At 59.0% G+C, this 21279-nt stretch carries 22 protein-coding genes; 8 read left to right on the top strand and 14 right to left on the bottom strand.

The features are described from left to right. Positions 1–27 precede the first annotated feature (27 nt). From ABD806_RS02800 to ectA, 8 genes are all read right to left on the bottom strand, one after another. Positions 28–1164 carry an MFS transporter gene (locus ABD806_RS02800; RefSeq protein ID WP_344954483.1) on the bottom strand — a complete coding sequence of 379 codons (1137 nt, stop codon included), beginning with the start codon at positions 1162–1164 and terminating at the stop codon, positions 28–30. Between the two features lie 94 nt (positions 1165–1258). Beyond that, positions 1259–1993 (bottom strand): hypothetical protein, encoded by a 735-nt coding sequence (locus ABD806_RS02795; RefSeq protein ID WP_344954481.1) that lies wholly within the window; start codon positions 1991–1993, stop codon positions 1259–1261. A gap of 36 nt (positions 1994–2029) precedes the next feature. Next, positions 2030–3652, bottom strand: a complete 1623-nt coding sequence (locus ABD806_RS02790) for a DUF2813 domain-containing protein (RefSeq protein WP_344954479.1) — start codon at positions 3650–3652, stop codon at positions 2030–2032. A 180-nt stretch (positions 3653–3832) separates the two neighbouring features. After that, a complete protein-coding gene (locus ABD806_RS02785) occupies positions 3833–4117 on the bottom strand; it encodes a peptidylprolyl isomerase (protein ID WP_344954477.1) in 285 nt (94 codons plus the stop codon). 153 nt (positions 4118–4270) lie between these two features. Then, positions 4271–5707, bottom strand: a complete 1437-nt coding sequence (locus ABD806_RS02780) for an aspartate kinase (protein WP_344954475.1) — start codon at positions 5705–5707, stop codon at positions 4271–4273. 145 nt (positions 5708–5852) lie between these two features. Continuing rightward, positions 5853–6260, bottom strand: coding sequence for an ectoine synthase (locus tag ABD806_RS02775; RefSeq protein ID WP_344954473.1), 408 nt, complete (start codon positions 6258–6260; stop codon positions 5853–5855). Positions 6261–6315: 55 nt separating this feature from the next. Beyond that, entirely contained in the window at positions 6316–7587 is a 1272-nt protein-coding gene (gene ectB, locus ABD806_RS02770; protein ID WP_344954471.1) for a diaminobutyrate--2-oxoglutarate transaminase, read from the bottom strand. 60 nt (positions 7588–7647) lie between these two features. Next, positions 7648–8160, bottom strand: a complete 513-nt coding sequence (gene ectA, locus ABD806_RS02765; protein ID WP_344954469.1) for a diaminobutyrate acetyltransferase — start codon at positions 8158–8160, stop codon at positions 7648–7650. A 349-nt stretch (positions 8161–8509) separates the two neighbouring features. Between ectA and ABD806_RS02760 the strand changes: the two genes are divergently transcribed. The 6 genes from ABD806_RS02760 to cdd all read left to right on the top strand — a co-directional run bounded on the left by ABD806_RS02760 (position 8510) and on the right by cdd (position 12931). Next, complete coding sequence (locus ABD806_RS02760; protein ID WP_116473063.1) at positions 8510–8719, top strand: cold-shock protein; 210 nt, start codon at positions 8510–8512, stop codon at positions 8717–8719. Between the two features lie 239 nt (positions 8720–8958). Next, on the top strand, positions 8959–9297 hold the full coding sequence (locus ABD806_RS02755; RefSeq protein ID WP_344954467.1) for a MaoP family protein: 339 nt from the start codon (positions 8959–8961) through the stop codon (positions 9295–9297). Between the two features lie 307 nt (positions 9298–9604). After that, positions 9605–11017: an exodeoxyribonuclease I gene (gene sbcB, locus ABD806_RS02750; protein WP_344954466.1), complete on the top strand. Its 1413-nt coding sequence runs from the start codon at positions 9605–9607 to the stop codon at positions 11015–11017. A 17-nt stretch (positions 11018–11034) separates the two neighbouring features. Further along, positions 11035–11373: a CidA/LrgA family protein gene (locus ABD806_RS02745; RefSeq protein WP_344954464.1), complete on the top strand. Its 339-nt coding sequence runs from the start codon at positions 11035–11037 to the stop codon at positions 11371–11373. Continuing rightward, entirely contained in the window at positions 11370–12056 is a 687-nt protein-coding gene (locus tag ABD806_RS02740) for an LrgB family protein (RefSeq protein WP_344954462.1), read from the top strand. The genes ABD806_RS02745 and ABD806_RS02740 overlap by 4 nt, the downstream gene beginning before the upstream one ends. 17 nt (positions 12057–12073) lie before the next feature. Next, complete coding sequence (gene cdd, locus ABD806_RS02735) at positions 12074–12931, top strand: cytidine deaminase (protein WP_344954460.1); 858 nt, start codon at positions 12074–12076, stop codon at positions 12929–12931. 70 nt (positions 12932–13001) lie between these two features. Here the strand turns inward: cdd and ABD806_RS02730 are convergent, their stop codons facing one another. Both ABD806_RS02730 and ABD806_RS02725 read right to left on the bottom strand, forming a co-directional pair. After that, positions 13002–13655 (bottom strand): thiopurine S-methyltransferase, encoded by a 654-nt coding sequence (locus ABD806_RS02730; protein ID WP_344954458.1) that lies wholly within the window; start codon positions 13653–13655, stop codon positions 13002–13004. A gap of 55 nt (positions 13656–13710) precedes the next feature. Continuing rightward, positions 13711–13908, bottom strand: a complete 198-nt coding sequence (locus ABD806_RS02725) for a DUF4250 domain-containing protein (protein WP_344954456.1) — start codon at positions 13906–13908, stop codon at positions 13711–13713. A 156-nt stretch (positions 13909–14064) separates the two neighbouring features. Between ABD806_RS02725 and ABD806_RS02720 the strand changes: the two genes are divergently transcribed. Next, the gene (locus ABD806_RS02720) at positions 14065–14535 is read left to right on the top strand and encodes a hypothetical protein (RefSeq protein ID WP_344954454.1); all 471 of its coding nucleotides are present in this window, start codon (positions 14065–14067) and stop codon (positions 14533–14535) included. Between the two features lie 149 nt (positions 14536–14684). Here the strand turns inward: ABD806_RS02720 and hemH are convergent, their stop codons facing one another. After that, the gene (hemH, locus tag ABD806_RS02715; protein WP_344954452.1) at positions 14685–15653 is read right to left on the bottom strand and encodes a ferrochelatase; all 969 of its coding nucleotides are present in this window, start codon (positions 15651–15653) and stop codon (positions 14685–14687) included. 61 nt (positions 15654–15714) lie between these two features. Beyond that, positions 15715–16359 carry an adenylate kinase gene (gene adk / locus ABD806_RS02710; protein ID WP_344954450.1) on the bottom strand — a complete coding sequence of 215 codons (645 nt, stop codon included), beginning with the start codon at positions 16357–16359 and terminating at the stop codon, positions 15715–15717. A gap of 413 nt (positions 16360–16772) precedes the next feature. Here adk and ABD806_RS02705 point away from each other — a divergent pair, with 413 nt between their 5' ends. Then, positions 16773–18536, top strand: a complete 1764-nt coding sequence (locus ABD806_RS02705; RefSeq protein WP_344954448.1) for an amidohydrolase — start codon at positions 16773–16775, stop codon at positions 18534–18536. Between the two features lie 93 nt (positions 18537–18629). Here the strand turns inward: ABD806_RS02705 and htpG are convergent, their stop codons facing one another. Beyond that, positions 18630–20540: a molecular chaperone HtpG gene (htpG, locus tag ABD806_RS02700; RefSeq protein ID WP_344954446.1), complete on the bottom strand. Its 1911-nt coding sequence runs from the start codon at positions 20538–20540 to the stop codon at positions 18630–18632. 129 nt (positions 20541–20669) lie between these two features. Continuing rightward, positions 20670–21275: a recombination mediator RecR gene (gene recR / locus ABD806_RS02695; protein ID WP_344954444.1), complete on the bottom strand. Its 606-nt coding sequence runs from the start codon at positions 21273–21275 to the stop codon at positions 20670–20672. Positions 21276–21279 lie beyond the last annotated feature (4 nt).

The following is a 21279-nucleotide window of genomic DNA, read 5'->3' as shown; positions in this document are numbered from 1 at the left end:
CACCAGGAGCAGGCAAGGGCACCATCATCAGGCGGTATTGCCCAAGGGCTTATCCAGTACCAGCCTCACCAGCAACAGCCACAACGCCCAGCCCGCGACCAGCAGGATGATAAACAAAAACAACCCGAATCGATATTTCTCCAGCATGATGCCGGCGATCATGGGACCGGTCAGCGAACCTATGCTGTAGGCGAACATCAGTTTCTGGGTCATCTTCACCAAGGCCCGGCCGTGCATCTTGCCGCAGGCATAGGACATGGTGGTTGGATACAGGGTAAAAGCCCCCGCCCCCAGCAGGCTGAACGCCAGGATCAGGCTCCAGCCGGTCTTGAATTCCCACAACAGCAGGCATCCCAACCCCACCATCAGGGTCTGTCCCACCATCATGGTGCGCTTGCCCCACCGATCGGCCAAGCTGCCATTAGGCAGTTGGAAGGCCATGCCGCACAGGATAAGCCAGGCCATATAGAGCCCCATTTCCTCCGGCTTGGCGATCTGCTGCAACTGGATCGGCATCAGCGCATAAAGGCCGCCCAGCAGCATGCCCGCCACCAGGCAGCCGGCCAGGCCCAGGGCGCGATCGGCACGGGAAGGCTTGCCGGACAAAGCGCCCGGCTCGGACTCCGCCGACAAATCCGGACGGCGAGAGCCGATCAACGGCAGGGTTGCCGCCGCACACAGGCCGGCGGCCAGCCAGAACCCCAGGCTGCTGGTGGCCGGGATCCAGTCGATAAACAGCTGGCTGATGCCGTAGCTGAAGTAATAAACCAGCATATAGCGGGCCATGGCACTGGAGCGCCGGTGCAGCGGCGCCACCCCCAGTACCCAGCTTTCTACCGCCACGAAACTGACGGCTGCCGCCATGCCCGCCAGCATGCGCAGCATAAACCACAGCGACATGGCATCGGTCCAGGTCAGGGCCAGGGCGGCACCGGTCAGGGTCACGCAGCACAACACCAGGACACGAACATGTCCCAGGCCCTGGATCAGCTTATCGGCAAAGAAACTGGCGCCCAGCATGCCCAGGTAAAACGCCGAGCCCACCAGGCCAATCTGCGAGGCCGCCGCGCCCTGGGCATCCAGTGCCATGGCCACCAGGGTAACCAGGAAGGCATTGCCCAGGGTGAGCAATACCAGGTGGGTATAGAGGGGGAAAAGGTGCATGAAGGCCTCCGGATGATCAGGAGGCGCATTCTAGGTAGGGGCTAAAAGCAAGTAAAACGAGAAAAACTTGTGATTTACAGCAAATTTTTTATGTTTAACTGATGTTAACCGATAACTCCCAGAGGATGCCCTGGCCTATGCTCAGGGCAGCTATCATTAACAAAGCCGCAACCGCGATCACCGGTGGTTTCGTCTGCTCCTTGCGTAACAAGGGTAGTAACCATATCAGGGATCCGGTCAGCACAGCCGCACTCATCTGCACGAAAGGCACGATCAGGGCCGTCATCTCCCGTTGATTAATGTTCAGCTCGATCACCGCCTGGACCAACAGCACCAGCAGCCAGCCGGCGGCAAAGGCGATACCTGCCAGCGGCAACAAAATGTTAAACGCCTGCAGCCGGTGCCTGGCCCGCACCAAGATCAGGTGGGCAAAGACGCAGCCACCGGTGCCGGCCGCCAGCAATGCCGCCATGCCCATGATGCCTATCAGCCATACTCCGCAGAGCATGGCCAGGGCAAGTGCAGGATAGTGCCAACTCACGGGCAGGCTGCGTTTGCCCTGTAACCGGGCCTGATACAGCACGGTGCCGAGGCCGACTACACACGTGAATCCCCCGAGCGACAGCAGCGGCGTCTGTACTCCGGCTTCTGCTCCCAGCATCAGGGCCAGGCTAAATACCGCCCACACCGACAAAACGCCGTCGCCGATACGCCGCCGCTGCCCGGGACAGAGGTCGCCGTTACGCAATACCCAGATTAACAGTGCCAAGGCCGTGATGGCCGTCAATGCCAGGGGCGCAAACAAACGCGCCGGAAGCAGTTCTGTCATGAGTCACATCTCCACGGGTTCTGAATGGCGGCCATATTAACGTTGTCGGCGGGCAATGGCGACTATGCGGGTAAACATCTGCCGTAATTCCATGGGCACCCGTTCCGGGCCCTGCATTTCAATGGCTTCGACCACCGCCAGCGCCATGCCGGGCTTACTGCGCCGGCTCAGGGCCCGATCGATGATCTTGCTGGCCGGGGTGTGTTTGTCCTGAATTTGGGCTTCCTGACGAAATACATCCTCCAGCCCGTTATAAAACAGATAATTCTCCATATCGGCCCGCGGCAGTACGGTCAGATGATCGACTTCCCGCTCGCCGCGCAGCATGCTACGCACGCCCTGGGCGTATTTCTGGCCGGCTTCGTCGCCGTCGGTCAGCAGATGCCAGCCGATCCCGAAGTCCCGCGCGACCTTGATCAAGGGGGTATGGCCGCACTGAGCAAATTCGATCACCCTGATACCTTCCGCCGGCAGCACATAACCGCAGATCCGGGCCAGTTCGGACAGCAGCCAGATTTCGGTTTCCCCCTCGACCAGCAACCAGTAGCGGGCAAATAGCGACATGGGTCTGTTGATGCGTACATGAAAGGCGATGCGGCGCATATCCTCGCCGCTGTACCTTTCGTTGCCCAGGTGAAAACAACGGGTCTCGGTGGTGACGCGCACCAGCCGCCGCAACTGATTAAGCGGAAAGGCCGACAGCAGGTCGCCCGAATTGGTGGTCACCAGCTTCTGGCCGGGAAAGCGATCCAGCACCCCCCAGGTGACCGCCAGCATGGTCGGATGCAAACGGCTTTCGGGATCTTCTATTAAAAGCATGGGCCGGGCGCCGGTCTCGATGGGCCGCCCCTCCCTGGCCTGCAAGATGGTATGGGCGATGGCCGTCAGCGCCAGAGACAGGCCGCTGTCTTCGCCCATCGGCTGCCAGTCGTTCAGCTTGCCCAGCTGGCTAAGGGTGACCGGGTGAATGGCGATGTCCCGGGCCCGCCTGGGCGCCCGGCTGGTGGCGCCCTGGGAAGTGAAGTAATGTTCGAACAGCTGGCGGACCGCATCCAGCCCCGCCTTGATATCGCCTTGGCTGAGGGCTTTTGCTTCGGCCAACTGCTCACTCAAATGGTTCAACAGCTGCTCATAGTCACCGTCCAGAGTCACGATCGGCAGATCCTGAGGAGCCCCCCGGGAGTCCCGCAGGCGGAACACAGGGTTCATTTCGATCAGCCGGTGCACCAGCCCCGCAGGAGCGTCCAGGGGAATGGGTTCGCCCGCGCCATCGATAAAATCATGTTCGGTCTCTACCCCCGCTGGGGTTCGCTTGGCCGCCGCCCGGTAATGCACCCGGTGATAGCCATCCTTGTGTTTGACCCAGACCGGCGCCAGGGTCGCCAGACGGTTGGAATGCTCGCAGATCCCCGGCCTGTGCTCACGATAGCTGAGGACTATCTGCAGCTCTTCCGGCTCGGGCCCAGTGTCATCCCGGTAAAAGTCTTCATCGGTAAACTGGTAGCAACAGGAGCCCTGGCCCATCAGCCGCCACAAGGCGCGAAACAGGCTGGTCTTGCCCCAGGCGTTTTCTCCTATCAAGGCCGTGCTCTGCTCCAGGGGCAGGGAAAGCTGGTTGAGCCCCATGAAATTACGAATAGTAATATGCTCAAGGTACATGGCGCATCCTGTTCAGGGCTGAGGGCGTGTCCCGTTACTGTTTATGATTTCGTCGCGGCGCTACAGCCTCAGCGTAATGAATACACAATAATGGGACACACCCTAAGCTTATGATGACAGAGACCCGCGTAAACGAACAATCTGTTCGGGGGAAACCTGGGATGTTCCCGCTACTGTGCATTAACTGCGATAGAGCACCTTGATCAGATGATAGCCAAAGCGGGTCTTGATCGGCCCCTGCACCACCCGCTCGGGGCCACTGAACACCGCCTTGTCGAAGGGACCAACCATGTCGCCCTTGTTGAACTCGCCCAGATCCCCGCCGCGCTTGCCCGAGGGACAGAGCGAATGTTTCTTGGCCAGCAGATGGAAGTCGGCGCCCTTGTTGTCGAGTTCGGCCTTCAAGGCGTCGCACTGGGCTTGGGTTTTAACCAGGATATGCAGGGCACAGGCACGTTTGGCCATAACGGTAACACCATTGATAAATGTGGCTGTCAGTCTGCCAAAAAGCGGGAGGAAAATCTAATGGGGCTTGGATTGGGGCCCGGGCAGAACGATTGGAGGTTGGAGGATAGGGATTGGGGATTGGCATCATTTCCCAGTCCCCAATCCCAGTTTTTAGGCGACGGCCAATGCGACTGTTTCCGCATGGGTCTGAACCAACTCATCGTGCAGCGCAACCACCGCCCGCTGATAGTACTCGTCATCGACGATGAACTGCATTTCCACCGCCCGCAGCGACTGGTGCACGGCCCGCACCGGCACCTCGGCCCGGTTCAGCGCGCCCACCGAGCGCGCCAGCAGGCCGGGAATATTCATATCGCTGCCCACCGCCGATACCAGAGATACCTTGTGGGTGTTCAGCTCGGCGTTCTGGAACCGGCGCTGCAGGGCATCGACCAACCTGCGCACCTGTTTGCGGTTACCGGCCAGATAATAGGTCAGGGTGTTGGCGTTCATGTCCTTGGCCACCAGGTTCAGCTGCATCTTGTCCAGCTCATCGGTAAAACCCTCGGCGTAATGGGATACCCGCCCCACCATATCCTGATCAAACAGCTCGACCGCAAACAGGTTGCGACGGCCGGCGACCATTTCCACACAGGGCGAGGGGCTGCGATACCCGGTGGTGATCAGGGTACCCTCGTGATCCGGCTCGAAGGTATTGCGCACCCGCAGCGGTATGCCCTGCTGACGCAGGCCCTTGGCGGCTTGGGGATGGATAGCCTCCATGCCCAGGTTGGACAGCTGATCGGTCACATCATAGTTGGTAAGGCCGATGGGGATCACCTGATCTTCGCCCGCCAGCCGCGGATCGGCGCTGCTCAGATGATATTCCTTGTGGATCACCGCCTCCCGGGCGCCGCTCAACACAGCCAGCCGGCTGAAGGTCATCTCGCTGTAACCCCGGTCAAAGGTACTCATCAGCCCTTCCCTGCAATGGGCATAGCCGGTGACCACCGGCAGCTGGGTGGCCAGATCCACCCTCGCCAGCGCCTGCTGCAGCACCTCGTTGAGCGGCAGCGCCTGGTCGGTACGCCAGCCGGTCAGATCCATCAGTACGGCATTCACTCCGCTTTGACGCAGGTAAAGCACCATATTATGGGCGCTGTGGGCCTCGCCCATGGCGGCCAGCAACTCGCGAATGGTCTGCAGCTGCTCGGCCAGCTGAAACTGGCCGAATGCACAGACCTGCCGCAGGTGACGCAGGCAGTCGCGGATACCTTTGATGCGCTCAGTCAGGAAGGCATCCGCCAGGTAGCGCTCCGGGGTCTCGCCGAACATCTCCCGATTGATTTTTTCCATCTGGGCACTGACGTTATCCAGCGCCTGCTCCCAGGCGTGTTCGTCTTCCGCGTCCGCGTAGGTGGCGTAAACGCCGGGCGCACCGGTGCGCTTGCATTCGAGCAGGCCGTCGGTAATGCCACCGAACGCCGAGACCACCAGCATGCGCCGGTAATACTGCTCCTCCGTGCGGTTGTACAGCGCAATGTTGTCGCGTACCGCCTGATACTGGCTCATGGAGGTACCGCCGATTTTTTCTACTGTGTGAGACACAATAACCCCTGTGATTTTGTTATTGGTATAGAAGAATTGGGTCGCACATTTTCAGTGGGCCGGGACATGGGCCTTGCCCACTGAAAATGTCCGAAATGGTCGTCAGGTCGCATGGGGGAGCCGTACACTCCCCTTATGCTGCACTTCAGTCGTCAACGATTTCGGCTTCCAGCGGATAAACGCCGTCCTTGTCGTGTATTTCCTTGCCGGTCAGCGGCGGATTGAAGACACAAGCCAGCTTCATTTCCTCTTTACCGCCGCGCAGCAGATGCTCGTCGTGCTGATCCAGGATATAAAGGGTGCCGGGCCCGATGGGATAAACCTTGCCGTCGGCCAGGGTTTCGATTTCGCCGTCACCGCTGATGCAATACACCGACTCCAGGTGATTCTGGTAATGGATGTGGGTCTCGGTATTGGCGTAGATGGTGGTGATATGGAAAGAAAAACCCATGTTGTCGTCTTTGAGCAGCATGCGCGTACTTTCCCAGGTGCCGGTTTCCGACACCACCCGGCGTTCACTGTTTTCACATTCATCAAGGGTACGAACGATCATGTAACATCCTTTAAATTCTTATGTTGATATGTGCTCATGATGGCACTGCTATCGCTCAGGAAGCCTTGCCCAGGCGCTCGCCGGCGGTTTCCTCTATGGCCTCTGCCAACCAGTCCAAGCCCTGATTGAGATCCTGCTCACTGATGATCAACGGACACAGACACTTGACCACTTCATCGTCCGGTCCTGCGGTCTCGATCACCAGGCCACGTTCGAAGGCCTTGCTGGTGATCACATCGGCAATATCGCCGTCACGGCATTTGATGCCCTGCATCATGCCCCGCCCCTTGACTTTCACAAACAGCGTGGGGTGGCGATCAACCAGCTTCTGCAGGCGGGTGGTCAACAATTCGCCCTTGGCACGCACCGCGCTGGCGAATTCATCATCCTGCCAGAAGATCTCCAGTGCCCTGCGGGCGGTCACGAAGGCATGGTTGTTGCCACGGAAGGTACCGTTATGCTCCCCCGGCTCCCACTGATCCAGATCCGGCCGGATCAGTACCAGGGCAAAGGGCAGACCATAACCGCTGAGCGACTTGGAGAGGGTGATGATGTCCGGCTTGATCCCGGCCGGTTCGAAACTGAAGAAGGTACCGGTACGTCCGCAGCCCGCCTGGATATCATCGACAATCATCAGGATGCCATGCTTGCGGCAGATTGACTGGAGCCTTTTGAGCCAGTCCATGGAGGCCACATTCAGTCCGCCTTCACCTTGAACTACCTCAAACAGCACCGCGGCTGGCTTGTCCAGACCACTGGAATTGTCGCCCAACATGGTTTCAAACAGCAGCAGGCTGTCTTCACCGGCGCCGGGGTAACCGTCATAGGGTAGCCGGGTGACATTGGCCAGCACGGTACCCGCACCACCCCTGTGATGCTGATTGCCGGTCGCAGCCAGCGCCCCCAGGCTGACGCCGTGGAAGCCGTTGGTAAAGGCGACAATATTGTCCCGACCGGTGACCTTGCGGGCCAGCTTCATGGCCGCTTCCACCGCGTTGGTACCAGTCGGGCCGGTAAACTGGGCTACATGGTCCAGGCCACGAGGCTTAAGGATGATGTCCTGCAGCGCGGTCAGGAAGGCGCCCTTGGCCGAAGTATGCATATCCAGGCCATGGGTGATGCCGTCGGCCTGGATATAGTCGATCAATACTTCTTTCAGGGCCGGATGGTTATGACCGTAGTTAAGCGTGCCGGCACCAGCCAGAAAGTCCAGGTAGCGCTTGCCGTTCTTGTCTGTCAGCCAGGCACCCTGAGCCTTGTCGAAAACAACCGGAAACGAACGGGCGTAGGTTTGTACGCCGGATTCCATTACCTCAAAAATACCCATTACGACTCCTTAAAGTCTTGAGTTAAAAACTGTAGATAAAAATAAATACGGATGCGGTGCTCAGCCCAGGGTGATGCGATAGAGAATTTCACTACCGTGCAGACCACCAAAATGGCGGCTTTGATCAAACAGCACATGGCGTTCACCTTTGTCCTGTCCCTTGTCGCGGGCCAGCCCGTCGAACAACGCCCAGGAGGCGGCGTTGTCGGCGGTGATGGTGGTTTCGATCACCTTGACGCCCTCGGCACCAGGCGAGGACAGGATGGCATCCAGCAGGGTGCGCGCCAGGCGCTTGCCCCGCGCCCGCTCATCGACTGCCACCTGCCAGACGAACAGGGTGTCGGGATCCGTAGGCTTGCGGTAGGCGGAGACAAAGCCGAGTACTTCATCATCTTCTTCGGCCAGCATGCAGGTGTCGGCGAAATGCAGGCACTGCAGCAAATTGCAATAGGCCGAATTGGTGTCTAGCGGGGCACACCCGGCGATCAGCCGGTGGACCGCCAGGCCATCGGTCGCTAAAGGGTGGCGCAAGAGTAATTGGGTAGCTTGTACCCTGGTCGTGTCAGTATCCATAATTTAGATGCCTAAACATTTTTAGTTAGTGAGCTAAATTGAGTTCGCTATACAAACTACCACCAAAACTGATAATTACAAGGAAAGAACGCCAAAAAAGTTATAAAAAACTGAAAAATTGCATGAAATTATTATTACAACAGTAATCATTTTACGCTCCCAGATAACCGGTCCCTTCTCCCGAAAAACGCCTTCCCGCCGGGATTAAAACCCGATCGAGGCCAAAAACGGACGACGGCGGACCCGTTCCATCCTTTCTTTTCGCCTATTTTATCGCCACCTGCTAAGCTCAAGAGCAGTGGTGGAGCTGGTTTCATCACTCTTTCGTTATGCAACATGGAAAGCAGATATGAGCACCAAAGAAACAGGAACCGTTAAGTGGTTCAACGAAGAGAAAGGCTTCGGTTTTATCTCCCGTGAATCGGGCGCAGACTTGTTTGTGCACTTTTCCTCGATACGAAACGAAGGCTTTAAAACCCTCAAGGAAGGCCAGGCGGTCAGCTTTGTGGTAACCGATGGTAAAAAAGGCCCGCAGGCCGATGAAGTTGAACTGCTCTAGCCTCCCCTCCTCCTCACCTGAACGTAAGTGGCGCACCGCGCCACTTTAAGTCTCGGCTCACGACAATCCGGCCCACAACAACCGAAAAAGGCGAAATTTCGTACTAAGGCGGGTGTTTTTTATTCTCCAATCGTTTGTTAAAAATATTTTGTCGTATCGAACAAAAAATTGATTTTGCATCGAGTCACACAGTGCCATACTTTTCGCGATCTAGAGAGCCACTTAGAGTGAGAGTGAAAATGAGCTTTGAGTCACCCAAGCCTTTTCAGGACTTCGCCCACTTCCCTCGCGGTTTGCGTCGTTGTGGTGAGTTTACGGTGGCGGAGGCCCTGTTGCTTGAACAATGCGGCCATGCCATGCTGAGCTTGTATACAGGCCAACGAGCGCCGGCAACCGATGAAGAACAGCGTTTTATCGAGCAGGTTCAGCAAGGGGCGGCCCTGAATAACAATCATGCCAAGGTGTGGTTGAAATATTTGAAGGTAATAGGACCAAAACGGGTACATCGCTTGTGTACCCCCATGCAATCCAGCAGCAATGACGAAGATTTCGAACCCGTCGAAGACGTCGCCGAGTAAATCGTCACCCTGATCCCAAGGCCGGCCCGATGGCCGGCTTTTTCTATTGGCGCCATGTCTGAGCCCCGGTATGTGCCTGCAAGCCTGAACTCTGTGGGAGACCGGACATCGGGCCGATGGCTGATTTTCGCGGCGAAATCGCCGCTCCCACAGCAAAGCTGCAAAGCCCCTCGCTATTCGCCAAAAATTGTTTAAAACAGCAGCTATCAACCCCCTTTATTAGCCATCTCCCGGCTCATGGCTTGGGATCCGGAAGCGGGTCACGCATAATGAAAGTCATCTACGGGCACCGGGATACGGGCAAACCATGACCACACAGCCAAGCTTCTACTTTCACGACTTCGAGACAGCCGGAGTGAACCCGGCCCTGGACAGGCCGGTCCAGTTCGCCGGCATCAGGACCGATGCCGAACTGAACGAAGTGGGCGACCCCCTGACCCTCTATTGCCGCCTGCCAAGCGACTACCTGCCGAGCCCGGAAGCGACCCTGATCACCGGCATTACCCCCCAGAAGGCAGAGCAGGACGGCCTGTGTGAGGCCGAGTTTATCGCCCGGATCCATGAGCAGTTCAGCCAGCCCAACAGCTGTATACTGGGCTATAACAACATCCGTTTCGATGATGAGGTGACCCGCTATACCCTGTACCGCAACTTTTACGATGCCTACGCCTACAGCTGGCAGCAGGGTAATTCCCGCTGGGATCTGCTGGATGTGGTCCGCGCCTTTTATGCCCTGCGCCCGGATGGCATCAACTGGCCGCTGGACGATGACGGCAAACCCAGCTTCAGGCTGGAACAGCTGACCGCCGCCAACGGTATCAGCCACAGCAATGCGCATGATGCCCTGGCCGACGTGCGCGCCACCATCGCCCTGGCCCGCCTGCTCAGGCAAGCCCAGCCCAGGCTGTTTGATTACCTGTTTGAGCTCAGGGCCAAGGGCAAGGTCAAAGCCCTGCTCGATGTGGTGAACGGCACGCCGCTGGTCCATGTTTCCGGCATGTTTTCCCCCTTTCAGGGCTGTGCCACCTGGATAGCGCCCCTGGCCTGGCATCCGGACAATGCCAATGCGGTGATCTGCGTTAACCTGGCAATGGATCTCACCCCCCTGGTGGAGCTGGATGTCACCACCCTGCGTGAGCGCCTCTACACCCGGCGCAGCGAATTGGGAGATTTGGCTCCCGTCCCCCTGAAACTTATCCATATCAACAAATGCCCGGTATTGGCCAAGGCCGCCGCCCTGAGCGAAGCCCGTGCCGATGAACTGGGTATTGATCGTCAGCAATGCCGGCATAGCCTGAATCTGTTGCAGCGCCATCCGGAGATCCGGGCCAAGGTGGTCGAGCTGTACAGCGACGCCTGGCCAGAAAAATCCATCACGGATGTGGATACCGCCCTCTACCAGGGCGGCTTTTTCGGCGAGGCCGACAAGGCGGCCATGGCCATGATCCGCAGCAGCAGCGCCGATGCCCTGGCCGCACTGCCGCTGCAGTTCAACGATGCCCGCCTGCCCGAGATGCTGTTCCGTTACCGGGCCCGCAACTACCCGCACACCCTTGACGAGCAGGAATGGCAACGCTGGCGTCTGCATTGCCAGGATAAGCTGACTCCTCAGCTGGAGCCCTATATGGCCAGGCTGGAACAACTGGTGATCGAACATCAGGACAACGACGCCAAGCTGGGCCTGCTGCGCGCCATGGCCCGCTACGTGCAGTCACTTTAAAAGGACCAGGCAACCTCATGGGACTGGTAAGAGACTTTCTGGTTATCCTGGCCTGCCTGCAGCTCGGCAAGGGCGTGGCGGCCGTGCTGCCGTTCGGCTTTCCCGGCAGCATCATCGGCCTGTTCGTTTTGTTTATGCTGTTGAGCCTGCAGCTGATCCGGCTGCACTGGGTACATGATGGCGGACAGCTGATCCTGCGCCATATGGCCCTGCTGTTTATTCCGGTGGCAGTCGGCCTGCTCGGCTATCTGGACGTGCTACGCGACGGCCTGTGGCTCATCATCGGCACAGCGCTGGCGGGGCTGGTGCTAATCCTGCTCGGCGTCGGCCACCTGTATCAGAGGTGGAACCGATGATCTGGCTGGCCATGCCCCTGACCGCCCTCCTGTATCTGCTGGCCAAGAAACTGGCGCGCCGCTTTAAAAGCCCGCTGCTGAACCCCATACTGCTGCCGGCCCTGGTGCTGATGGCCTTGCTGGCCGTCGCCGATCTGGATCTGGCCGATTACCGGCAAGGCACCCGGCCCTTGAGCTTGCTGCTGGATATGGCGGTGGTGGCCTTTGCCCTGCCCCTCTATCAGCAGGCGGCCCAGATCCGCAGGCAGCTGCTCCCCATCCTGGCCTGTTGCGGCCTGTCGGTATTGATTTCGGTCGGCACCACCCTGTTGATCGGCGCCCTGGTGGCCGCCCGCCCAGAATTACTGGCCTCGGTCGCCACCAAATCCATCACTACCCCCCTGGCCATGAGTGTCAGTGCCTCTTTGGGCGGAATCCCGGCCATCGCCGCCGGGCTGGTCATTATCGTCGGCATGATGGGCGCCATCATCGGCTTTCCGCTGATGCGGCTGGCCGGCATTCGGGATCCCCAGGCCCAGGGGATCGCCATCGGGGCCGCCGCCCATGCCATCGGCACGGGCGCAGCGGCGGAGGTGGGTGCCGTGCAGGGGGCGTTTTCCTCCCTGGCCATGGTGATGTGCGGCATCCTGACCGCCTTGCTGGCGCCGCCCATCTTCCATCTGTACCTTTGGTTAACCTACTGATCGATAAGGAGTCCTTGATGGCGATTGCCCTGCTTGACGCCCCCCTGCAACAGGCTCTGAGTGAAGCCAATTTACAGTCCTCCGCTACCTTTACCCCGGCCCAGGTCGAGGCGCTCGGGCAGGCCACCGCCCGCGATATCGATGCCCTGGCCCTGGCCCTGTTGCCCTTGGCCCGGCAGAAAGCCTCGGCACCCGTATCCCATTTTCAGGTCGGGGCCATCGCCGTCGGCGGCTCGGGCCACTGGTATCTGGGGGCCAACCTGGAAGTGCCGGGTCTGCCGCTGAACCACTCGCTGCACGCCGAGCAGGCCGCCATCGGCCATGCCGCCTTGTGGGGAGAGCAATCCATCGCAAAAATCGTGGTCAGCGCCAGCCCCTGCGGGCATTGCCGCCAGTTTATGAATGAGCTCAACCAGCCCGACTCCCTGACCGTGTTATTGCCGGACGGCGGCCACGACCTGGGCGACCTCCTGCCCCATGCCTTCGGCCCGGCGGATCTGGGTATCCGGGAAGGCATGCTGAGCGCCGGCGCCGGACAATTCACCCTGAACGACGAAGATCCGCTTTTGCTCGCCGCCCTGACCGAGGCCAACGCCAGCTATGCTCCATACAGCGGTAACCGGGCCGGGGTCGCATTGGCGCTCGACGACGGCCGAGTCTGTAGAGGGCGTTACCTGGAAAACGCCGCCTTCAATCCCAGCCTGAGCCCGATGCAGCTGGCGCTTAGCCAATTGATGCTCGGCGGCGGCCATGGCGGACAGATAACCCGGGCCGTTTTGGTTGAGCGGCAAGCCCCGATCCAGCAATATGAGACTGCGGCCCAGACCTTGTCCCGGTTTACGGCAATCCCATTGGCAAAGATGATGATAAAATAACCACCCCTGATTACGCGGCGGGAGCCATGACTAAACGTAACGGTATCAGATTCATTATTTGACCGACCGGCTAGCGTCGTACCAGCTTGAAGCACAGCTCGTCAAAAAATGTTCGTTCCCCCGACGCCACCCTGGGATTATTCATGCCCTCTTCGATCCGGCCCAGCAAGGTGATCTCAAAACAGGGCTCAAACAGCCGCCTGACCTCGGTTTCCGTGACCGAAAAAGGCGGCCCTTCGGACTGGGCCGGCGCATAGTCGAGGGTGATCAGCAGCATCTGGCCGCCCGGCACCAGCAGACTGGCCACCAAGCGGGCATAACGGGCACGTAGCTGCTCGGGCAGGGCGATCAGCGCCGCCCTGTCGTAGGCCACCCGGTATCGTTTGCCCAGGCTCTCCGCCTGAAAGAAGTCCCCCTGATACAGGCTGATGTCACCCGCCTGCCAGCACAGATAATGCGTCAGTTGCTGTTGTCGGGGTGTCACTCCTGCCTCGATAAAGAAATCCCGTACCGCCAGGGGCGACAGCTCGAAGCCGTCGATATGATGTCCCTGCTCGGCCAGCCAATGCATGTCCAGGCTCTTGCCACACAGGGGCACCAACACCTCCGCCCGCTCGGGGCTCGCCAGCGCCTGCCAGTGCTCCTGCAACTGGCGGTTGACCCTCGGCTGATGAAAGCCGATACGTGATGTTTGCCAGCGCTGATGCCAGAAATCCGCGTCCATATTCACTCCATGCCATAACCAGGTTGCCCACTATCGCAAGACCCGGATGCCGCCATCAAGTGTTTGGTTTAAATTGATTGCTGTGCGCATCGTAGTGATAGCCGATTTGCGCCATGCGCGCATTTAAGTGCCCGGCATCCAGATCATAGAGCGCCAACAAGGCATCCAGGCTGTCACATTCCAGCCGTAGTTTTTCATTGATGATGCCCAGCACCATATGAGGATCCATGCGCTCTAACTGTACCGCATCCATAATGAGCCTCCTGATATTTCCCTGCTCAGTATAGCCCCCATACCCGAGCCACCACCTCCGCCAAAAAATACTGTAATTATAACCAGTATTTTTCTTGACCACCGGCACCCTGCAATACTACTGTATATATAAACAGATAAACCACAGGGATTGCTTATGGCCACCATCATACTCACTCACCCGAATACCTTTGATGTACTGTCCGGATCCTGGCAACAGGCACAAACCATGCCAGACCCCGTCTCCTTGCCCATCGGCAAGGGGGTCAGCCTGATCGAACGCTGGAACAGCCGGCAGCAATCCCGGTTACTGGCCGAGTTGTCGACCATCAGCCGGCAGGGGCGAGGCTGGATCCTGATGGTAAACCCCCCCGCCCCCCTCTCAAAGCAGGCGTTGCAGCTGGCGGGAGTGGCTCCCTACCGGGTGCTCAGCATCCAGGGGATACCTCAGGGGGCAAATCAGTCGTTGATGGAACGCGCCCTGGCACAGGGGAGTATCGGTGCCCTGGTCAGCTGGCAGGCAAAGCCCGGCCTGCATCAGCAGGTTTGCCTGCAGGAAGCGGCCCGGAGGGGGAACTGTCGGGGATTTATCATTACCGTACAATCCGGGCCATCGGCCCTGCACTAAATTGGGGATTGGGGATTGGGGATTGGGGATTGGGGAGCGTGGGTTCGGGAATAAGAGATAGGGAATAGCAGATCAACCCTAACTTTGCTGCAGCAGTCCTCTTCCCTATTCCCTGCTCACCATTCCCTGTTTACCGGGCAAGCCATCGTTCAGGCCAGTTCGCGGCACACCAGATCCAGCATCATCTGGATATGTGAGCCACGGTCATTCAGGGCTTCAATATAGTGATACTGCTCGCCGCCCCCCTTGATAAACAGCGCCTTGTTCTGCTCGGCTACCTCTTCCAGGGTTTCCAGGCAGTCGGCGGAAAATGCTGGACAAATCACATCCAGCCGCTTGACTCCCTCACCGGGCAGGGTTTTCATGGCCTCATCCGTATAAGGCTTGAGCCACTCCTCACGACCAAAGCGGGACTGGAAGGTAGTGCGCCACTGGTGGCGCTCCAGGCCCAGCTGCTCCGCCACCAACTCCGATGTCCGGTGACATTGCTGCCCGTAAGGATCCCCTTTATCTTGGAAACGCTTGGGAATACCGTGATAAGACAGCAGCAGCATATCCGCCTGGCCGTGCTCAGCCCAATGATCACGCACCGAATCGGCCAGGGCCTGGATATAGCCACTGTGCTCATGGTAATCATGGATAAAACGAAAGGCCGGCAGACAAGTTTCGGCTTTCATCAACCTGGCCCAGCTATCAAACACCGATGCCGTGGTACTGACCGAGTACTGCGGATACAGCGGCAGTATGATCACCCGGCCCACCCCAGCGGCCTTGAGTTCCTGCCAGGCCGTGGCCATGGAAGGTTCGCCGTAACTCATGGCCAACGCCACCGGCATATCGATGCCTTCACGGATAAATGCCTCGTGCAATGCCCGTTGCTGGCGCCGGCTGACCACCATCAGTGGCGAACCTTCCGGCCACCAGATAGAGCGGTACAGCTTGGCAACCTTAGGAGATCTGAACGGCAAGATAATGCCATGAAGCAAGGGGCACCATAGTGCCCTGGGCATATCCACAACCCGGTAGTCGTGCAGGAATTGACTCAGAAAGGCGTTCACCGCCTTAGCGGTCGGGGCTGCAGGGGTACCCAGGTTTACCAGTAAAACGCCTGTTTTCACCTTGTTACCCTATCCTGAATAGATCAGGGCCGCACTGACGACAGTACGGCCTTTAGTGATATTACGCGAGAATATCGGTCAGTTCGCGGCTAACTTGCTCAACCGACTGGGTGCCGTCCACCTTGTAGTGGCGGGTACGACCGGCATCGGCCTGCTGCTTGTAATAGCCGATCAATGGGGCAGTCTGCTCGTGATAGACGGCCAGGCGCTTGCGTACGGTGCCGGCTTCATCATCCGGACGGATCACCAGCTCTTCACCGGTAACATCGTCCTTGCCTTCCACCTTGGGCGGGTTATACACCAGGTGATAGACACGGCCCGAGCCCGGGTGGACCCGGCGTCCGCTCATGCGCTTGACGATTTCGTCATCGGGTACGGCAAATTCCAGCACATAATCCACCTCAACACCGGCATCGCACATGGCATCGGCCTGGGGAATGGTGCGAGGGAAACCGTCCAGCAAAAAGCCCTTGGCACAGTCGTCCTGGCTGATACGCTCTTTGACCAGACCGATGATCAAATCGTCGGACACCAGTTGCCCCTGATCCATGACTTCCTTGGCTTTCAGCCCCAACGGGGTACCGGCCTTGATGGCGGCACGCAACATATCACCGGTGGAAATCTGCGGAATGCCAAACTTCTCCATGATGAATTGTGCCTGCGTTCCCTTGCCCGCGCCCGGTGCACCCAGCAAAACGATGCGCATATCTGCGTCCTCTTATCGATTAGTCATTCATATTTTGGGGCCTGATTGTGTCACGACACCGCCATGGGAACAAGTCAGAGCGGGGAGCTGTTAGACCTATTGATGAGAAAAGGGCCGCTTTTAATCCGGGAAAGGCGCGGAAAAATAACGCCGTCGCCCCCTCACTCGGCCGAAAATGCCTGATAATCACAGGGGTAAACACTTGGCGCGGCGACACCTGGTACCACCGCAGGCAAGGCACTGGCACTAAAAACACCTGACCAAATGGTATCTGATACAAAATTGCTAACCAAAAATAAAATAATTGTTAGCAAGCTTGAGCGGTGGCTCTTTTGTACCCGAGGGAGCCATGCTTATCACCATCAGTCCCATTGCTCTAAACCCGTGTCGAATGGATGTTATAAGAGGAACATATGGAAAATGTAATGCGCAAGGTTGCCCACCTGGCACTGGCCATGGCGCCGCTCATGGCCTTTCACGCAACCGCCACCGATCCGGACGGTGTTGCCGACACCATCTATCACAATGCCAAGGTGGTGACCGTCAACAACAACTTCGATATCGCCGAGGCGGTCGCGGTGAAAGACGGCAGGATCATGGCGGTCGGCAACGACAGCCAAATTCAGACGCTGGCCTCGGCAGACACCAAGCTGGTCGACCTGCAAGGCAAGACCCTGCTGCCCGGCTTCTATGACGGCCATATCCATGTCGGCACCGGACCCAGGCCCTTTGGCGCCACCTTCAACATTCCCACCCCGGAACAGCTGCGCAAGGTACTGGAACAAGAGGCCGCCAAGGTGCCGGCCGGCGAATGGCTGGTCGGCCTGATGAACCGCCCCTACTGCCATATGAAGATGCCCAATCGCTGGGAGCTGGACGCCATCGTACCCGACCACCCGGTGATGCTGGCCTGTGGCGTGCTGAAACTGACACTCAACTCAATGGCCATCGACAAGGCCGGCCTGAGTAAAGATACCCCGGAACCCAAGGACGGCCTGATCGTCCGTGATGAACAGGGTGAGCCCCTGGGGGTGCTGACCATGGGGGCCCGGCGTTATGCCACCAGCGTTATCCCCAATCCGGCCCTGAGTGACGACAGCGCCCGGGAAAACCTGCGGGCCCAGCTGAAGAAGTTCCCGCCCATGGGGGTCACCAGCGTGAACATAGCCGGTGTCCGACCCAATGAGCTGCGCCTGATCCAGGATGTCTACGCCCGCTGGGGTGACGAGCTGCCCCGGGCAACCCTGCAAATCTTCCTGTTTCCCGGCTATGACAACGTGGAAACCAGCCTGGCCGAAATAGAAGGCCTCGGCTTTCATACCGGGGTCGGTGATGATCGGCTGAAACTAGGCGCCATCAAGATGTCCATGGATGGCGCCATTGCCGTGCCCGACTTCCGAACCCTCAAGCCCTATGACGGCAAGGTGCGTTTCGATGAACGGGGTCCCTGGGAAAACCAGAAAGGCGATTTCGACGGCGTGACGGTGATCCCCCAGGACAGCCTGTATAAGGTGGGCAAGCGCGCCCACGAGCTGGGCTGGCAGCTGGGCATCCACACCATAGGCGATGCCGCCGCGGTGCAGGCGGTAGAGGTGCTGGAGCGGATCCTGAAGGAAAGTCCGAGGGAAGATCATCGCCACCACCTGCATCACCTGACCATTCGTCCTCCCGAGGAGACCCTGGCCAAGCTCGCCGAGCTGGACATCATCGTCGATACCCAGCCCAACTACACCTACTACAACAACGCCTTTATGCTGGCCGCGGTCAGCGGCAACCGGCTTGAGCGGCAAAACCCCCAGCGCTCGCTGCTGGATCACGGCATCAAGATAGCCTACGGCTCGGATGGCCTGCCCCATGGCCCCCTGCTCGGCATCTGGGCGGCCACCACCCGCATGGGCTACGATGGCAAAGTCTATGGCGCAGAAGAGGCTATCAAGGTCGAGGAAGCCATCAGGGCCTATACCCTGGGCCCGGCCTACCTGACCTTCGACGAGCAGCAACGGGGCTCCATTGAAAAGGGCAAGGTGGCCGACATGGTAGTGCTGGCCGAGGATCCACTGACGGTCGACCCCCTGCATCTGCGGGATGTGGCGGTCGAAAAGACCATAGTGGCGGGTAAAGAGGTGTTCACCGGCTCCCATGTTGAGCCCTATTACCAGACGCCTCCGGCACAATAACAACAAAATGCCCTGCCGGATGGCAGGGCATTTTTGTCACTGCAGCCGGACGGCTGCCACCGTCATCGGCCCGCAGGCAACCCGCTGTAGCACTTAGCCCAGCAACAGACGGTTGATACGGGACACGAAGGCCGCCGGATCTTTCAGGCCGCCCTGCTCGGCCAGCAGGGCCTGCTCCAGCAGCAGGTGCGACCATTCGTTGAACTGCTCACCTTCCGGCTGCTCGCTCAGCTTCTTGACCAGCACATGCTCCGGGTTCAGCTCCAGGATGTACTTCTGCTCGGGTACCGGCTGGCCGGCCGCCTGCATCAGCTTGAGCATCTGGGTGCTCATGTCGTGCTCGCCGGCCACCACGCAGGACGGGGTGCTGGTCAGACGATGGGTCAGGCGTACTTCCTTCACCTCGTCGGCCAGGGCGGACTTGACCCGCTCCAGCACCGGCGCCAGGGTTTCCTTGGCTTCTTCCTGGGCCTTCTTGGTTTCTTCGTCGTCCAGCTCACCCAGATCCAGCGCGCCCTTGGTGACGGACACCAGCTGCTTGCCCTGGTATTCGCTGAAGTGGTTCATCAGCCACTCGTCTACCCGCTCCCACATCAGCAGCACTTCGATGCCCTTCTTGCGGAAGATTTCCAGGTGCGGGCTGTGGCTGGCGGCGGTATAGCTGTCGGCGGTGATGTAGTAGATCTTCTCCTGGCTTTCGGGCATGCGCGAGATATAGTCATCCAGCGAGACCGTCTGGGCATCGGAGTCGTTATGGGTGCTGGCAAAGCGCAGCAGGCCGCCGATCTGCTCGCGGTTGGCGAAGTCTTCCGCCGGACCTTCCTTCAGCACATTGCCGAATTCCTTCCAGAAGCCCTGGTATTTCTCCGCATCGTTCTTGGCCATCTGCTCGAGCATGGACAGCACCCGCTTGGTGCAGGCCTTGCGCAGCTGGGCGGTCACCTTGTTGTCCTGCAGGATCTCGCGGGACACATTCAGCGGCAGATCGTTGGAGTCCAGCACCCCTTTGACAAACCGCAGGTATGTTGGCATAAACTGCTCGGCATCATCCATGATGAACACCCGCTGCACATACAGCTTGAGGCCATGGCTCTGATCCCGGTTCCACAGATCCCAGGGGGCCTTGGCGGGAACATACAGCAGGCTGGTGTATTCCTGGTTGCCTTCCACCTTGTTGTGGCTCCAGGCCAGGGCGTCCTGGTAATCATGGGAGATATGCTTGTAGAACTCCTGGTATTCCTCGTCGCTCACCTCGCCCTTGGCGCGGGTCCACAGGGCGGTGGCCTTGTTCACCTGCTCCCACTCGCCCTCGGTGGCGGCAATTTTTTCGCCGTCTTCTTCACGCTCGGGCTCGCCTTCCTTCCACATTTCCACGGCGATGCTGATATGGTCGGAGTATTTGCCGATGATGCTGCGCAGGCGCCAGTCATCGAGGAACTCCTCTTCGCTGTCGCGCAGGTGCAGCACCACATCGGTACCACGGTCGGCCTTCTCGATATCGGCCACGGTAAAGCTGCCGTCACCGTCCGACTCCCACTGCACGCCGCGATCGGCGGCTTCGCCGGCGGCCCGGCTGCGTACCGTCACCTTGTCGGCGACGATAAAGGCGGAATAGAAACCCACCCCGAACTGGCCAATCAGCTGGGAGTCCTTGGCCTGATCACCGGACAACTGGCCGAAGAAGGCCTTGGTGCCCGACTTGGCGATGGTGCCCAGGTGCTCGATCACCTCGTCCCGGGTCATGCCGATGCCGTTGTCGGAAATGGTCAGGGTCTTGTTGTCTTTGTCCAGCAACAGGCGCACCCGCAGGTTGCCGTCACTTTCATACAGGGCACTGTCGGACAGGGCCTTGAAGCGCAACTTGTCGGCGGCGTCGGCGGCGTTGGACACCAGCTCGCGCAGAAATACCTCTTTGTTGGAATAGAGGCTGTGGGCCATCAGGTTGAGCAGTTGTTTGACTTCGGTTTGAAAACCATGAGTTTCAGTGTGCACGGCTTCGGACATGGGAGTTTCCTTGCTTGATTAACCTTGCCAACAAAGATGGGGATGCGGTCGGCGATTTCAAGCGGGCGCAAAGAAAAATATGGGATTGGGGATTTTCCACTCCCCGTTCCCTATCCACCATTCCCGACATCAATCGGCAAACGCCTTGCGGCCCATCAGCGAATGGCTGAGGGTATTGCCGTCCACCAGCTCCAGCTCGCCGCCGATGGGCACCCCGTGAGCGATACGGCTGACCCGTACCCCCTGTCGGCGGGCGATATCGGCAATAAAGTAGGCCGTGGCCTCCCCTTCCACCGTGGGGTTGGTGGCCAGGATCAGCTCCTCAAATACTTCCGCTGCCAGCCAGTCGGCCAGCCTGTCCAGGCCCAGATCTTCAGGCCCGATCCCATCTAGGGGAGACAGATGTCCCATCAACACAAAATAGCGTCCCCGGTACTGGCCGGTCTGCTCGATGGCAACCACGTCGGCGGGGCTTTCCACAATACACAGCTGACCGTTGGCAGCCCGTTTGGGATTGGCACAAAGGGGGCACAGCGCCTCTTCGGTAAAGGTTCGGCATTGCCGGCAGTGGCCGATGTGGTCGAGGGACCGGCTCAGCACATGGGCAAGCTTGCGGCCACCGGCCCGCTGGCGCTCCAACAGGGCAAAGGCCATGCGCTGGGCCGACTTGGGGCCGACACCGGGCAGCACCTGCAAACTTTTGATCAACTCATCCAACAGCGGGCTAAAACGCATGTAA

Source organism: Zobellella aerophila (genome assembly GCF_039539325.1).
GTDB classification, from domain to species: domain Bacteria; phylum Pseudomonadota; class Gammaproteobacteria; order Enterobacterales; family Aeromonadaceae; genus Oceanimonas; species Oceanimonas aerophila.
Note: the sequence above shows the minus strand (reverse complement) of the source record. Positions and strands in the feature narration are given on the sequence as shown.

What these genes read in the sequence shown, in the direction of transcription:
- ABD806_RS02800 (WP_344954483.1), bottom strand. Translation starts at nt 1,164, where the DNA reads ATGCACCTTTTCCCCCTCTATACCCACCTGGTATTGCTCACCCTGGGC.
- ABD806_RS02795 (WP_344954481.1), bottom strand. Translation starts at nt 1,993, where the DNA reads ATGACAGAACTGCTTCCGGCGCGTTTGTTTGCGCCCCTGGCATTGACG.
- ABD806_RS02790 (WP_344954479.1), bottom strand. Translation starts at nt 3,652, where the DNA reads ATGTACCTTGAGCATATTACTATTCGTAATTTCATGGGGCTCAACCAG.
- ABD806_RS02785 (WP_344954477.1), bottom strand. Translation starts at nt 4,117, where the DNA reads ATGGCCAAACGTGCCTGTGCCCTGCATATCCTGGTTAAAACCCAAGCC.
- ABD806_RS02775 (WP_344954473.1), bottom strand. Translation starts at nt 6,260, where the DNA reads ATGATCGTTCGTACCCTTGATGAATGTGAAAACAGTGAACGCCGGGTG.
- ectB (WP_344954471.1), bottom strand. Translation starts at nt 7,587, where the DNA reads ATGGGTATTTTTGAGGTAATGGAATCCGGCGTACAAACCTACGCCCGT.
- ectA (WP_344954469.1), bottom strand. Translation starts at nt 8,160, where the DNA reads ATGGATACTGACACGACCAGGGTACAAGCTACCCAATTACTCTTGCGC.
- ABD806_RS02760 (WP_116473063.1), top strand. Translation starts at nt 8,510, where the DNA reads ATGAGCACCAAAGAAACAGGAACCGTTAAGTGGTTCAACGAAGAGAAA.
- ABD806_RS02755 (WP_344954467.1), top strand. Translation starts at nt 8,959, where the DNA reads ATGAGCTTTGAGTCACCCAAGCCTTTTCAGGACTTCGCCCACTTCCCT.
- sbcB (WP_344954466.1), top strand. Translation starts at nt 9,605, where the DNA reads ATGACCACACAGCCAAGCTTCTACTTTCACGACTTCGAGACAGCCGGA.
- ABD806_RS02745 (WP_344954464.1), top strand. Translation starts at nt 11,035, where the DNA reads ATGGGACTGGTAAGAGACTTTCTGGTTATCCTGGCCTGCCTGCAGCTC.
- ABD806_RS02740 (WP_344954462.1), top strand. Translation starts at nt 11,370, where the DNA reads ATGATCTGGCTGGCCATGCCCCTGACCGCCCTCCTGTATCTGCTGGCC.
- cdd (WP_344954460.1), top strand. Translation starts at nt 12,074, where the DNA reads ATGGCGATTGCCCTGCTTGACGCCCCCCTGCAACAGGCTCTGAGTGAA.
- ABD806_RS02730 (WP_344954458.1), bottom strand. Translation starts at nt 13,655, where the DNA reads ATGGACGCGGATTTCTGGCATCAGCGCTGGCAAACATCACGTATCGGC.
- ABD806_RS02725 (WP_344954456.1), bottom strand. Translation starts at nt 13,908, where the DNA reads ATGGATGCGGTACAGTTAGAGCGCATGGATCCTCATATGGTGCTGGGC.
- ABD806_RS02720 (WP_344954454.1), top strand. Translation starts at nt 14,065, where the DNA reads ATGGCCACCATCATACTCACTCACCCGAATACCTTTGATGTACTGTCC.
- adk (WP_344954450.1), bottom strand. Translation starts at nt 16,359, where the DNA reads ATGCGCATCGTTTTGCTGGGTGCACCGGGCGCGGGCAAGGGAACGCAG.
- ABD806_RS02705 (WP_344954448.1), top strand. Translation starts at nt 16,773, where the DNA reads ATGGAAAATGTAATGCGCAAGGTTGCCCACCTGGCACTGGCCATGGCG.
- htpG (WP_344954446.1), bottom strand. Translation starts at nt 20,540, where the DNA reads ATGTCCGAAGCCGTGCACACTGAAACTCATGGTTTTCAAACCGAAGTC.
- recR (WP_344954444.1), bottom strand. Translation starts at nt 21,275, where the DNA reads ATGCGTTTTAGCCCGCTGTTGGATGAGTTGATCAAAAGTTTGCAGGTG.